We start from the raw sequence: 13610 nt of genomic DNA, 5'->3' as shown, positions 1-13610 counted from the left end.
GTATCCCACCGGTCGCAGGCAGGAGGCGTCCCTTGGACGCGTTGTTGTTGTCCCGGATCCAGTTCGGATTCGTCATCAGTTTCCACGTGCTGTTCCCCGCCTTCACCATCGGTACGGCCAGCTGGTTGGCCTTCATCGAGTGGCGCTGGCTGCGCACGAAGTTGCCGGTGTGGCGCGAGCTGTATTTCTTCTGGCAGAAGATCTTCGCAGTGTCGTTCGGCATGGGCGTGGTCAGCGGCATCGTCATGGCCTTCCAGTTCGGCACCAACTGGCCGCGGCTGAGCGAGGTGGCCGGCACGGTCATCGGCCCGCTGCTGACCTACGAAGTGCTGACCGCGTTCTTCCTGGAAGCCAGCTTCCTTGGCGTGATGATGTTCGGTTGGGGCCGGGTCTCGCCGCGCCTGCATTTCCTGTCCACCTGCATGGTAGCGCTGGGCACGCTGTTCTCCACGTTCTGGATCCTGTCGTCCAACAGCTGGCTGCATACGCCGGCCGGCTACGAGATGGTCAACGGCATCGTGCATCCTGTGGACTGGTGGCAGGTGGTGTTCAACCCCTCGTTCCCGTACCGGCTGGCGCACATGGCGCTGGGCTCGTTCATCACCACCTGTTTCGTGATCGGTGGCGTGGGTGCGTGGTACCTGCGCAGGGGAACGCATGTGGAAGCGGGCCGACGCATGCTGATCGCGGCGGTGGCGTTCGCGGCGCTGACCGTGCCGGTGCAGATCTTCGTCGGCGACATGCATGGCCTGAACACGCTCAAGCACCAGCCGATGAAGATCGCGGCGATGGAAGCGCACTGGCATGAAACGAAGGAGGGCGAGGGCGTACCCCTGGTGGTGTTCGCGCTGCCCAACGAAAAGGAAGAGCGCAACGATTTCGAGGTGGCCATCCCGAAGCTGGGCAGCGTGATCCTCACCCACAGCCTGGACGGCACCTTCGATCCGCTGACCTCGGTACCGGCCAGTGAACGGCCGCCGGTGACGCCGGTGTTCTTCGCCTTCCGCATCATGGTTGGGCTGGGCACGCTGATGCTGCTGCTGGCCTGGGTGTCGGCCTTCCAGTTGTGGCGGAGGAAGCTGCTGGATTCGCCATGGCTGCTGCGCGGCTGGAACTGGATGCTGCCCAGCGGCTTCATCGCGCTGCTGTCGGGTTGGTTCGTCACCGAGATGGGCCGCCAGCCGTGGGTGGTGTATGGCGTGCTGCGCACCGCTGATGCGGTCGGCCCGCAGAGTGCATGGATGACCGCGCTGTCGCTGGGCGTTTACGTGGTCGGCTACGCGTTCGTGTTCGGCTGGGGCATCTGGTACCTGGTGAAGATCCTGCGTCATGGACCGCAGCCGCATGCCGAAGGACCATCGCTGGACCACGGCAGCCATACCCCGGCGCGCCCGTTGTCGGCGGCCGACGAACCGCTGGAGGAGCGCTGACATGGACCTGATGACCTGGCTGCCGGTGGCATGGTTCGCGGTGATCGGTTTCGGCGTACTGATGTACGTGGTGCTGGACGGCTTCGTGCTCGGCATCGGCATCCTCGCTCCGTTCGCCGAGGACGAGGAACAGCTGGACCTGATGATGAACACCGCCGCGCCGATCTGGGACGGCAACGAGACCTGGCTGGTGCTGGGCGGTGCCGGGCTGCTGGCGGCCTTCCCGAAGGCGTATGCGGTGCTGCTGTCGGCGTTGTACCTGCCGGTGCTGCTGCTGGTGGTGGCGCTGGTGTTCCGCGGCGTCGCCTTCGAGTTCCGCTTCAAGGCGCATCGATCACGCCGGCTGTGGAGCGTGGCGTTCGGCCTTGGCTCACTGCTGGCGACCTTCGCCCAGGGCGTGATCCTCGGCACCCTGGTGCAGGGCATCCCGCTGGTGGACGGTGTCTATCAGGGCGGACCGTTCGCCTGGTTCAGTCCGTTCGCGATGCTTACCGGCGCCGCGCTGGTGGCCGGCTACGCGTTGCTGGGCAGCACCTGGCTGATCCTGAAGACCGGAGGGCGCGTGCAGGCGCTGGCGCGACAGATGACCCGGCCGCTGGTGGTGGCGGTGATCGCGGCGATGGGCCTGGTCAGCAGCTGGCTGCCGTTCCTCGACTCGCGGTTGATGGCGCGTTGGTTCAGCGACGGCAACTTCTGGTGGCTGTCGCCGGTACCGCTGCTGACCCTGGCAGTGGCGGCCGCGCTGTGGCGCAGCGCCACCCATCCACGCCGTGACCTGCCGCCGTTCCTGCTCAGCCTGGCGCTGTTCGTGCTCGGCTTCCTCGGCTTGGTGCTGGGCATGTGGCCGTACCTGCTGCCGCCGTCGATGACGCTGTGGCAGGCCGCCGCGCCGGCCTCCTCGCTGGGCTTCACGCTGGTGGGGCTGGTCATTCTGTTGCCGGTCATCCTGGGCTATACGGCCTGGTCCTATCGGGTATTCCGCGGCAAGGTGCACGCCGACACCGGTTACCACTGATCGATTGAAGGCGGGGCCGGCCGTTGCCGGGCCCCGCGTTGGGGAATGTGAAACCTGCACACCCTGCGCGGGACGTGCTAGCGTGCGCTCCTTTCCGGCGGCCAGGGGGGCAGCCGGCGACGTCCTGGACGGACGCGCGGCTGCAGGAATGGGGGCCGCCGCGCGTCGCCGTAATGGCTCGTGCCTATCGTTCTCCCGTTGAAGCACCAACGCTAAATGATTGAATTCTCCATCGTCGACTGGGCCGCGTGGGCGCCCGGCCTGAGCGAGCGTAGCCAGTGGCTGGGCTGGGCCGATGCGCCGTACCTGCCGCATGGCGGGGATACGCCGGCATTGGCGGAGGTTCCGGCAATGCAACGCCGTCGTATCGAGCGGTTGGGCCGCATGGCGATCCAGGCCGCGTGCTGGTGCGAGGATGGGCAGGGGGCCGACAGCGACGTGCCGCTGGTGTTCGCCAGCCGCCATGGCGACGTCGCACGTTCGATGGACCTGTTGGGTGCGCTGGTCGGCGACCAGCCGTTGTCGCCCACTGGATTCGGCCTGTCGGTGCACAACGCGATCGCCGCGCTGTATTCCATCGCCCGCGGCCATCGCGGCAACTACCTGGCATTGGCTGCCGGCCAGGCCACGGTCGAGGCCGCGTGCCTGGAGGCCGTTGGCCTGCTGGCTGATGGCGCCCGCGAGGTGCGGGTGGTGGTCTACGAATCTCCGCTTCCTGAAATTTACGCGACGTTCGCCGACGAACCCGACCCGTTCTTTGCGTGGTGCTGGCGGTTGACCGCGCCCGCCGCGGGCCACCCGACGCTTTCTCTGCAGTGGCAGCCGGCCGAAGAACAGGCCACTTCTGCGCCGGGCTTGCTGCCGCATGCGCTGGACCTGCACCGCTTCCTGTTGTCCGGCGCGTCGGCGCTGGAGCACGTGGCCCACGGCCAGCGCTGGCGCTGGGGCCGCCGTGAGTGAGCTGCTGCGCCGCCTCGATCACGCCTGGCGGGTGTTCGGCACCGGCCTGAGCTTTGCTGCGTTTGGCCTCGGCGGGCTGCTGCTCGGCGTCCTGGTGATGCCGGTGCTGCTGCTGATGCGGGACCCGGTGGCCCGTCGCCGGCGCGCCCGGCGCGTGGTCCAGGCCGCCTTTGCCAGCCATGTCCGGCTGATGTGCCGGCTGGGGGTGATGACCCTGCAGATCGAAGGCCGGGAACGCCTGCAGCGCGACGGTTTGCTGGTCCTGGCCAATCACCCGACCCTGATCGACGTGGTCTGCCTGATTTCGTTGCTGCCCAACGCCGATTGCGTGGTCAAGCGGGCCGTGGCCTGCAACCCGTTCATGCGTGGTCCGGTGCGCGCGGCCGGCTACATCTCCAACGATGACGGCGCTGGCCTGGTGGACGATTGCGTAGCGGCGGTGCAGGCCGGCGGCACCCTGGTCATCTTCCCGGAAGGCACCCGCAGCGTGCCCGGGCAGCCGCCGCGGCTGCAGCGCGGCGCGGCCAACATCGCCGTGCGTGGCCGGCTGGACATCACCCCGGTGCGGATCACCTGTACCCCCCCGACCCTGACCAAGGGGCAGAAGTGGTATCGTGTCCCCTCACGTCGCTTTCACGTTCGGCTGCAGATCGGCGAAGATATCCCGATCGCGCCTTTCCTGGCCGAAGACGACTCGCCAAGGGGGGATGCCTTGGCGGCACGCCGCGTTACCGAGCACCTTTCTCGTTATTTCGACCTGTCTGGAGAGCCGCCCCGTGCAAGCACTTGAGCACGAGATCAAGGAATTGATCATTTCCTCCCTTTCGCTGGAGGACATCACGCCGGAGGACATCGATCCGACCGCGCCGTTGTTCGTCGAAGGCCTTGGCCTGGATTCGATCGACGCGCTGGAGCTGGGCCTGGCGCTGCAGAAGAAGTACGGTGTCAGCCTCTCGGCCGACTCGGAAGAAACCCGTCGCCATTTCTCCAGCGTGCGCGCGCTCGGCGAGTTCGTCGCCGCCCGCCAGTCGTAACGGCGCCAGGAATTGCCATGACCAAGAATGAACTGTTCGAACGCATCGTCAGCATCCTGACCGACAGCTTCGAGATCGAAACCGCCCGGATCACCCCCGAGGCCCGCCTGTACGACGACCTGGATATCGACAGCATCGATGCGGTCGACCTGATCGTGCAGCTCAAGCCGCTGCTTGGCCGCAACCTGCAGCCGGAAGCGTTCAAGGCCGTGCGCACCGTACAGGACATCGTCGATGTCGTGCACGGGCTGCTGCCGGACCAGGCAGCCGCCTGACCGCAGCGCCGGCGGCTCCGCCATGGCACGCGCACGCACGTTCGTGGTGGCTGCGATTTCGCTGGCCTACCCGGTGCTGGTGTACCTGGCGATGGGCCGTTTCGAGCCACGCTGGCTGTCGCTGCTGCTGTTCACCCTGGCCCTGCTGCGTGCGCTGAGTACGCGCCAGCCGCTGTGGTGGGCCGCTGCCGCGGGTACCGGCCTGCTGGCCGTGCTGGCCACCGTGCTCAACCAGGCCCTGCCGCTGAAGCTGTACCCGGCGTTGGTGAACGTGGTGATGCTGGCGGTGTTCGGCACCAGCCTGCGCTTCGGCCCGCCGCTGGTGGAACGCCTGGCGCGGTTGCAGGAGCCGGACCTGCCGGCGTTCGCGGTGGCCTATACCCGCCGCGTTACCCAGGTGTGGTGTGGCTTCTTCGTTCTCAACGGCAGCCTGGCCCTGCTGACCGCGCTTTACGCGTCGGACCGGGTCTGGATGCTCTACAACGGATTGTTGGCGTACGTGATGATGGGCGTGTTGTTTGCAGGTGAGTGGCTGGTGCGGCGGCGGGTCAAGGCGGCGCACGCGCATGGCTGAGTGGATCGCCCTGGACCGGCTGCTGGTGGACCCGCAGCCGCAGCGCCGCATCGGCCTCTGCGAAGGCGAGGTGATCGATCACCCCCACTTCCGCCAGCGGGTGCTGGCCTGGCGCGCGGCCTTTGCCGCCGCCGATGGTCGCGACTGGGCGCTGTACTTCGATGACGCGGTGGCCTTCGCGGCGGCGCTGTTCGGTGCCTGGCATGCCGGCAAGCGGGTGTTCCTGGCCGCCGACAACCTGCCGGCCACGCTGCAGGCGCTGCAGCCACAGGTGAGCGGTTTCGCCGGTGATGTTTCCGCCGACTACCGACCGCTGGTTGCCCCCGCCGTTGGCGTGGACGGCGAACTGCAGGTGCTGGACGAGCGCGCCTGCGAGCTGTGCGTGTTCACCTCCGGCAGCACCGGCCAGCCCAGTGCGATCAACAAGCGCATGGACCAGCTGGCGCGCGAAGTGGATGCGCTGCAGGCTGCGTTCGGCGCGCAGCTGGAAGGCGTGCAGGTGCATGGCACGGTGTCCCACCAGCACATCTACGGCCTGCTGTTCCGCGTGCTGTGGCCGCTGGCCGCCGGCCGCCTGATCCATCCGCGCCGGTTCTTCCACGAAGACCTAGTAGGCGCGCTGGCTGGTACCGACACGGTGCTGGTGGCGACGCCAGCCCACCTCAAGCGCCTGCCTGAGCAGCTCGACTGGGCCAGCCTGCACGGCCGCCTGCGCGCGGTGTTCTCCTCCGGTGGCCCACTGCCGGAAGAAGCTGCACGCCAAGTACGGCAGTGGCTGGGCGTGGCACCGACCGAGGTTTACGGCAGCAGCGAGACCGGTGGTATCGCCTGGCGCCGCTGGGACACCGACCTGCCGCCGTGGCAGCCGCTGCCGGGTGTGCGGTGGCGCATCGAGGATGGCTGCCTGGCCGTCGCCTCGGCGCATCTGGAAACCCTCGACTGGTGGCGCACCCAGGACCGCGTGGAAGCCTTGACCGATGGCCGCTTCCGCCTGCTGGGCCGTGCCGACCGTATCGTCAAGATCGAAGAGCGCCGCGTTTCGCTGGATGCGCTCGAACGCGCGCTGCGCGAAGACGCCGAAGTGGACGACGTGCGCGTGCTGGTCCTGCCAGGACAGCGTGAGCAGCTGGCAGCCGTGGTGGTACCGGCCGATCCGGCGCTGCTGGAAGGCGGTGACGTCGCGCGCCGTGCGCTGGGCCAGCGCCTTGGCGCGCGCCTGGCACAGGCACATGACGCGGTCACCCGGCCGCGCCGCTGGCGCTTGGTGCAGGCGCTGCCAATCAACGCACAGGGCAAGGTCACCCAGGCGGCACTGGCGGCGCTGTTCCAGCCGCTGATGCCGGTGCCGGTCTGGGACCGCCGCGATGCCGCCAGCGCCACCCTGCGCATGACCCTCGACCCGGCGCTGCGGCCGTTCCAGGGCCACTTCCCGCAGGCGGCGATCCTGCCCGGCGTGGCGCAGCTGGACTGGGCCGTGCGTTTTGGCCGCCAGGTGTTCAGCATGCCGGCCGGATTCCTGCGCATGGATGCGGTGAAGTTCCAGCACGTGGCACGCCCGGGTGATGAGCTGACCCTGCAGCTGGACTGGGATGCCACACGCAATGTGCTGGCCTTCCGCTACACCTCCAGCCACGGTGTGCACGCCAGCGGCAAGGTGGTCTTCGCCGATGCGGACTGATCCGGCCGTTGCCGGTGCCGCGTTCGCGCCACTGGTGGTGATCCCCGTCTACGACCACGAGCACGCCATCGCGGCGGTGGTCGACGGTGTGCAGGCCGCCGGCCTTCCGTGCCTGCTGGTCGACGATGGCTCGCATGAGGCGTGCGCGGCGGTGCTGCGCTCGCTGGCGCAGCGCCATGGCGTCGACCTGCTGCGCCTGGACATCAACCAGGGCAAGGGTGGTGCGATGCTGGCCGGTTTTGCCGAAGCCGCCGCGCGTGGCCACAGCCACGTGCTGCAGATCGACGCCGACGGCCAGCACGATACCGCCGACCTGCCGCGCTTCATCAAGGCGGCGCGTGCGCACCCGGGTGCGGTGATCTGCGGCATTCCGGCCTACGACGCCAGTGTTCCCAAGGCGCGCCTGTATGGCCGCTATGCGACCCACGTCTGGGTCTGGATCAACACGCTGTCGCTGCACCTGCGCGACACCATGTGCGGCTTCCGCGTGTATCCACTGCCGCCGGTGCTGCGCCTGGTCGATGAAGAGACCATCGGCCGACGCATGGATTTCGATACTGAAGTGATGGTTCGCCTGTACTGGCGGCAGGTGCCGGTCGAACACCTGGCCACGCGTGTGACCTATCCCGCCGATGGCGTATCGCACTTCGATGTGTGGCGCGACAACGTGCGTATCAGCCGCATGCACACCCGCCTGTTCTTCGGCATGCTCTGGCGCGCACCGCGCCTGCTGTGGCGCCGCCTGCGGGGGCAGTGCTGAGATGGCGGCCGCGCAGGGCGCCCCGCACTGGGCCGACATCGGCGAATCGACGTCGGTGGCCGGCGTGCTGTTCCTGTGCTGGGTGCACCGCTGGTTCGGGCGCTGGCCGTTCCGCCTGTGCGTGTGGCCGGTGGTGGCCTGCCATTGGCTGGGCAACCGTGTTGGCCGCCAGGCCTCGATGCAGTACCTGCAGCGCCTGCAGGCACACAGCGGTGTGCTGGGCCGCGCGCCGACCCGGCGCGACAGCCTGCGCCACTTCTTCGCCTTCGCCGACACGATGCTGGACAAGATCCTCGGACTGGGCGGGCGCTATCCGGCCGAACGCATCCACCTGCATCGCGACCTGGTGCTGCAGAAGATCGCGCGCCGTGAAGGCGGGCTGATCCTGACCGCACACATCGGCTGCCTGGAACTGTGCCAGGTGCTGGCCGAGCAGGTGCCGGGTTTCCGCATCACCGTGCTGGTGCATACCGCACATGCGCAGCGCTTCAACCGCCTGCTGCAGCGGCTCGACCCGCTGGCGGCGGTAGAACTGGTGCAGGTGACCGAAATGGGAGCGGCCACCGCGATGATGCTGGCCGAGCGCGTGGCGGCCGGTGGCTTCGTCGCCATTGTTGGCGACCGCACGCCTGTGCAGGGCGGCCGCAGCGTCACCGCCGATTTTCTCGGCCATCGCGCCCCGTTCCCGATCGGTGCCTATGTGCTGGCCGCAGCGCTGGGCTGCCCGGTCTACACCATGGCCTGCCTGCACCAGGGCGAAGGCTATAGCGTGGCATTCGAACAGTTCGCCGAACGCATCGTGCTGCCCCGTGGCTCGCGCGACGCGGCACTGGCCGAACAGGCACAGCGCTTCGCGCGTTGGCTGGAACTCCAGGTCATCCAGTCCCCGTTGGACTGGTTCAATTTCTTCCCCTTCTGGGATCAGGCTCCGCATGACGACTGACGCCGTACCCGTGTGCCGCTTTGGCGATGCACCGTTGACCATCGAAGACGTGGCGGCCCTGGCCCAGCGCCAGTGCGAGGCCGCACTGAGCGACGCGCCGGCGTTCCGCGCGCACATCCAGCGCGGCGCCGATTTCCTCGACCGCCTGCTGCGCGAGGATGGCGTGATCTACGGCGTGACCACCGGCTATGGCGACTCGTGCACGGTGAACATCCCGCCGGCACTGGTGGCTGAGCTGCCGCACCATCTGTACACCTATCACGGCTGCGGCCTGGGCCGTTACCTGGACCCGGTTGAAACCCGCGCGGTGCTGGCGGCGCGCCTGGCCTCGCTGGTGCGCGGCATGTCCGGCGTCAGCGTGCCGCTGCTGGAAGGCCTGGCCACGCTGCTGCAGCACGACGTGCTGCCGATGATTCCGGCCGAAGGCTCGGTGGGTGCCAGTGGTGACCTGACCCCGCTGTCGTACGTGGCGGCGGTGCTGTGCGGTGAGCGCGAGGTACTGTTCGAAGGCCAGGTGCAGCCGGCCGGCCCGGTGCTGGCGAAGATCGGCATGACCCCGCTGAAGCTGCGGCCGAAGGAAGGCCTGGCGATCATGAACGGCACCGCGGTGATGACCGGCCTGGCCTGCCTGGCCTGGCAGCGTGCCGATTACCTGGCCCGCATGGCTACGCGCCTGACCGCGTTCAACGTACTGGCCAGCGACGGCAACGCGCACCACTTCGACCAGACCCTGTTCGCGGCCAAGCCGCACCCGGGCCAGGGCCGCATCGCCGCGCGCCTGCGCAGCGACCTGCACAGCGAGCGTCCGCCGCGCAATGAACAGCGCCTGCAGGACCGTTACTCGCTGCGCTGCGCACCGCACGTGATCGGCGTGCTGGAGGACAGCCTGCCGTTCCTGCGCCAGCTGATCGAGACCGAGCTGAACAGCGCAAACGACAATCCGCTGATCGACGCCGACGGCGAGCGCATCCTGCACGGTGGCCACTTCTACGGCGGCCACATCGCGCTGGCGATGGACACCCTGAAGAACACCGTGGCCAATGTTGCCGATCTGCTCGACCGGCAGCTGGCACTGGTGGTCGATGCCCGCTACAACCATGGCCTGCCGGCCAATCTGTCGGCGGCCACCGGCCCGCGCGCGGCGATCAACCATGGCCTGAAGGCACTGCAGATCAGCGTGTCGGCCTGGACCGCCGAAGCGCTGAAGCAGACCATGCCGGCCTCGGTATTCTCGCGTTCCACCGAATGCCACAACCAGGACAAGGTCAGCATGGGCACCATCGCCGCGCGCGACTGCCTGCGTGTGATCGAACTGACCGAGCAGGTGGTGGCCGCGATGCTGATTGCCGCGCGCCAGGGCTTGGCCCTGCGCGAGCGGGTTGGCCTGAATGCGCAGCTGCATGGCAGTCTGGCCGACATGTACGCCGACCTGGGGCAGCGCATCGCCCTGGTCGAAGAAGACCGCGCGCTGGATCGCGAACTGCGGGAACTGCTGGTGGAGATCCGCGCGCAACGCTGGGAACTGTATGCCGGTGAATGAACACACGGAACTGGTCGGGGAAATCACCCTGACCCCCGCCTTCCATGACTGCGATCCGATGAACGTGGTCTGGCATGGCAACTACTTCAAGTACTTCGAGATCGCGCGCTGCGCGCTGCTCGGCCGCTACGACTACGACTACCCGCAGATGCTCGAATCGGGCTACCTGTGGCCGGTGGTCGATGCGCGGGTGAAGTACGTGCGCCCGCTGCTGTTCAACCAGGCGCTGCGCGTGGTCGCGCGCATCGTGGAATGGGAGAACCGGCTGAAGATCGAGTACGAGATTCTCGATGCGGAAAGCGGCCAGGTGCTGACCCGCGCGATGACCATCCAGGTCGCGGTGGACGCGGCCAGCAAGGAAATGCTGTACCAGTGCCCGCCGGTACTGTGGGAACGCCTGGGAGTGCCTGCGCCGTGACGATGCTTGCCCGTGTTTCGAGCGTGCTGCTGTGCGCGCTGCTGCTGGTGGCCGTACCGCGTGTACAGGCGGCCGACCCCGCCGTCGATGCGATCACCCAGGCGGTGGCGCGGCCCGACGTGCTGCGTGGCCAGTTCAGCCAGGGAAAACAGGTCAGCGGCTTCAAGAACCCACTGCGCTCGCAGGGCCGGTTCGTGGTCGCGCGCCAGCACGGCGTGATCTGGACCACGCTCAAGCCCTTCCCTTCTGAAGTGGTGGTCACTGCCGACCGCATCCTCAGCCGCCAGCGCGATGGCAGCACCCGCGTCGAGCTCGACGCGCGGCAGCAGCCGGCGATGCGCTCGGTCAACGCGATCATGTTCGCGCTGATGAGCGGCGACGTGCAGGCGCTGTCCAGCCAGTTCAATGTTGCTGCCAGCCGCGAAGGGCAGGGCTGGCGCCTGCGCCTGACACCGAAGTCGGCAATGCTGGCCAAGGCCTTCGAATCGCTGACCTTGCAGGGTGACCGCTATGTGCGCCAGGTGGAGATCGTCGAGGCCAACAAGGACCGCACGCAGATCCAGTTCAGCGCGTTGAGCGAGGCCCCGGCCACGTTGAACCCCGATGAGGCACGCCGCTTTGAGTGACGCCGTGGCGTTGAACGCGCCGGACCGGTTGCGGCGCTGGTGGCACTGGCTGGGCATCGCCTGGCTGGTGCTGCTGCTGGCGCTGGGCGCGCAGCAGTGGCACCTGTGGAGCCAGCAGTCGCGGATCGACACCGACATCCTCGCGCTGCTGCCGCAGGATGCGCATGACCGCCTGTTGAGCGATGTCACCCGGCGCATCGCCGATGGCAGTTCGCGGCAGGTGGTGGTGCTGCTCGGCAGCCAGGATGGCACCGCCGCCAAGCGCGCGCAGGCGGCGTTCGCCGCGGCGATGGCTGCCGATGCCGACAGCGCGTTGCTGGTGCCCAGCGGGTCCATCGAGGGCTGGTTCGATGAGGCGCGCGCGTTCTACGCGCCGTACCGCGATCGCCTGCTGACTCCCAGCCAGCGCAACCAGCTGCAGAACAGCGAAACCGGGGCACTGGCCGAGCAGGCACTGGCTGCGCTGTACGGCCCGATGGGCGCGCCGCGCCTGACCGACTGGCGGCAGGACCCGCTGTCGCTGTGGCCGCAGTGGTGGCAGCAGCAGGCGCAGGGGTCGGGCCTGCGCCTGGGCGATGACGGCCTGCTCGAGGCCGAGGGCAAGCATTGGGCGGCGCTGCAGTTCGATACGCCGGGTTCGGCGTTCCAGCTTGATGGCGAGCGCCATCTTGATGGCCTGCTGGAACGTGCCGGGAAGGCGGCCAAGGCGGTCGCGCCGGAGCTGGAAATCCTGCATGCCGGCGTGCCGTTGCACGCCGAAGCCGCTGCCGTACAGGCCAACCGGGAGATCAACACCATCGGCTGGGGCTCGCTGGCCGCGGTGCTGCTGCTGGTGTGGCTGGCGTTCCGTTCGCTGCGCCCGATCCTGCTGGTGGCCGCCTCGCTGCTGATCGGCTGCGGCGTGGCGCTGGCGGTCACCGTGCTGGTGTTCGGCAAGGTGCACGTGCTGACCCTGGTGTTCGGCGCGTCGCTGGTGGGCGTGGCCGAGGACTACGGCATCCACTGGTTCGCCTCGCGCCAGGCCGAGCCGGCCGATCGCCGCTGGAAACTGCTGCGGCACCTGTTGCCGGGCCTGTGGCTGGCCCTGCTGACCAGCGCGCTGGCCTATCTGGCGCTGGGCCTGGCGCCGTTCCCGGGCCTGCGCCAGATGGCGCTGTTCTCGGTGGTCGGCCTGGCCGCCGCCTTTCTCACGGTGATCTTCTGGTTCCCGTGGCTGGATGGCGGCGAGATCCGCCAGACCCGTTTCTCGCAGTGGCTGGGCAATACGCTGGAGCGATTCCCGCGCCTGCACGGCCGCCGTCCGGTGGCGATCTTCGTGGTGGCTGCGCTGGCGCTGTCCGCAGTGGGCATCGCGCGCCTGCAGAGCAACGACGACCTGCGCAGCCTGCAGTCGTCGCCGCCGGCGCTGATGGCCCAGCAGATCCGCCTGAGCCAGCTGCTGGGCATGCCCAGCCCGGCGCAGTTCTACCTGGTGCAGGGCGCCGATGCGGCGCAGCTGCTGCAGCGCGAAGAGGCATTGACCGAACGCCTGCGTGCACTGGCTGACGACAAACGCATCGGCGGCTACCGCGCGATCAGCGACTGGTTGCCGTCGCCCGCGCGCCAGCAGGCCGATGCGGCGCTGACCGCGAAGGTGGAACCGGGCGTGCTGGATGCCGTGTCCGAGGCGGTGGGCGAGCCGCTGCAGCGACCGCAGTTCGCGGCTGCGCCGCTTACTGCCGAGGCCTTCCTTGCCTCGCCGGCGTCGCAGCCGTTCCGCCACCTGTGGGTGGGTGAGGTCGGTGGGCAGATGATCAGCGTGGTGATGGTTGATGACCTGTCGCGCGCCGATGCCCTGGCCACGCTGGAAGGTGCCGCCGAAGGCCTGCCCGGCGTGCGCTGGGTAGACCGCACCTCTGATTTCTCCAAGCTGCTGGGCCACTACCGCAAGCTGATGGGCGGGCTGCTGCTGGTCGGCATTGCACTGGTGTTCGGTGCGCTGTGGCTGCGCTACCGCCGCCAGGCCTGGCGCGTGTTTGCCCCGACCCTGATTGCCGGCGCGCTGACCCTTGGGCTGCTGGGCCTGTTCGGCCAGCCGCTGCAGCTGTTCAACGTACTGGCGCTGATGCTGCTGCTGGGCATGGGCATCGACTACGGCATCTTCCTGATCGAGCACCGTGGCGATGCCAGTGCATGGCTGGCGGTGTGCGTGGGCGCGGCCAGCACCTGGCTGTCGTTCGGCCTGCTGGGCCTGTCGCAGACCCCGGCGCTGCGCGCGTTCGGCCTGACCCTGCTGTTCGGCATCGGTCTGGTCTGGCTGATCTCGCCGCTGTTCCGGCCGCCGCCGCACGATCTGCCGCCAGCCTGAGCCCGCCTTC

At 68.4% G+C, this 13610-nt stretch carries 14 protein-coding genes; all 14 read left to right on the top strand.

Annotation, left to right across the window (positions count from 1 at the left end; genetic code table 11):
* Positions 1–32 precede the first annotated feature (32 nt).
* The 14 genes from AASM09_RS21515 (at position 33) to AASM09_RS21450 (ending at position 13600) form a co-directional block, all read left to right on the top strand.
* Positions 33–1430, top strand: coding sequence for a cytochrome ubiquinol oxidase subunit I (locus AASM09_RS21515; protein WP_049431660.1), 1398 nt, complete (start codon positions 33–35; stop codon positions 1428–1430).
* A 1-nt stretch (position 1431) separates the two neighbouring features.
* The gene (cydB, locus tag AASM09_RS21510; RefSeq protein WP_049431664.1) at positions 1432–2445 is read left to right on the top strand and encodes a cytochrome d ubiquinol oxidase subunit II; all 1014 of its coding nucleotides are present in this window, start codon (positions 1432–1434) and stop codon (positions 2443–2445) included.
* A 216-nt stretch (positions 2446–2661) separates the two neighbouring features.
* On the top strand, positions 2662–3405 hold the full coding sequence (locus AASM09_RS21505; protein ID WP_049431668.1) for a beta-ketoacyl synthase chain length factor: 744 nt from the start codon (positions 2662–2664) through the stop codon (positions 3403–3405).
* Positions 3398–4195 (top strand): lysophospholipid acyltransferase family protein, encoded by a 798-nt coding sequence (locus AASM09_RS21500; protein ID WP_049431672.1) that lies wholly within the window; start codon positions 3398–3400, stop codon positions 4193–4195. The genes AASM09_RS21505 and AASM09_RS21500 overlap by 8 nt, the downstream gene beginning before the upstream one ends.
* A complete protein-coding gene (locus AASM09_RS21495) occupies positions 4182–4439 on the top strand; it encodes a phosphopantetheine-binding protein (RefSeq protein WP_005411610.1) in 258 nt (85 codons plus the stop codon). Before AASM09_RS21500 ends, AASM09_RS21495 begins: the two co-directional genes overlap by 14 nt.
* Positions 4440–4456: 17 nt before the next feature.
* The gene (locus tag AASM09_RS21490; protein WP_005411609.1) at positions 4457–4714 is read left to right on the top strand and encodes an acyl carrier protein; all 258 of its coding nucleotides are present in this window, start codon (positions 4457–4459) and stop codon (positions 4712–4714) included.
* A gap of 22 nt (positions 4715–4736) precedes the next feature.
* Entirely contained in the window at positions 4737–5288 is a 552-nt protein-coding gene (locus AASM09_RS21485) for a membrane protein (RefSeq protein WP_049431675.1), read from the top strand.
* The gene (locus tag AASM09_RS21480) at positions 5281–6966 is read left to right on the top strand and encodes an AMP-binding protein (protein ID WP_049431678.1); all 1686 of its coding nucleotides are present in this window, start codon (positions 5281–5283) and stop codon (positions 6964–6966) included. Before AASM09_RS21485 ends, AASM09_RS21480 begins: the two co-directional genes overlap by 8 nt.
* Positions 6956–7726, top strand: coding sequence for a glycosyltransferase family 2 protein (locus tag AASM09_RS21475; protein WP_049431681.1), 771 nt, complete (start codon positions 6956–6958; stop codon positions 7724–7726). Before AASM09_RS21480 ends, AASM09_RS21475 begins: the two co-directional genes overlap by 11 nt.
* Position 7727: 1 nt before the next feature.
* Complete coding sequence (locus AASM09_RS21470; RefSeq protein ID WP_049431683.1) at positions 7728–8669, top strand: acyltransferase; 942 nt, start codon at positions 7728–7730, stop codon at positions 8667–8669.
* On the top strand, positions 8659–10209 hold the full coding sequence (locus AASM09_RS21465) for an HAL/PAL/TAL family ammonia-lyase (protein WP_049431688.1): 1551 nt from the start codon (positions 8659–8661) through the stop codon (positions 10207–10209). The genes AASM09_RS21470 and AASM09_RS21465 overlap by 11 nt, the downstream gene beginning before the upstream one ends.
* Complete coding sequence (locus AASM09_RS21460; RefSeq protein ID WP_049431721.1) at positions 10196–10627, top strand: acyl-CoA thioesterase; 432 nt, start codon at positions 10196–10198, stop codon at positions 10625–10627. Before AASM09_RS21465 ends, AASM09_RS21460 begins: the two co-directional genes overlap by 14 nt.
* A 2-nt stretch (positions 10628–10629) precedes the next feature.
* On the top strand, positions 10630–11253 hold the full coding sequence (locus tag AASM09_RS21455) for an outer membrane lipoprotein carrier protein LolA (protein ID WP_180849137.1): 624 nt from the start codon (positions 10630–10632) through the stop codon (positions 11251–11253).
* Positions 11231–13600 carry an MMPL family transporter gene (locus AASM09_RS21450; RefSeq protein ID WP_238378659.1) on the top strand — a complete coding sequence of 790 codons (2370 nt, stop codon included), beginning with the start codon at positions 11231–11233 and terminating at the stop codon, positions 13598–13600. The genes AASM09_RS21455 and AASM09_RS21450 overlap by 23 nt, the downstream gene beginning before the upstream one ends.
* Positions 13601–13610 lie beyond the last annotated feature (10 nt).

This window comes from Stenotrophomonas maltophilia, assembly GCF_039555535.1.
Lineage (GTDB): Bacteria > Pseudomonadota > Gammaproteobacteria > Xanthomonadales > Xanthomonadaceae > Stenotrophomonas > Stenotrophomonas maltophilia_Q.
The sequence above is the reverse complement of the archived record's forward strand: the minus strand, read 5'-3'. Positions and strand labels throughout refer to the sequence as shown.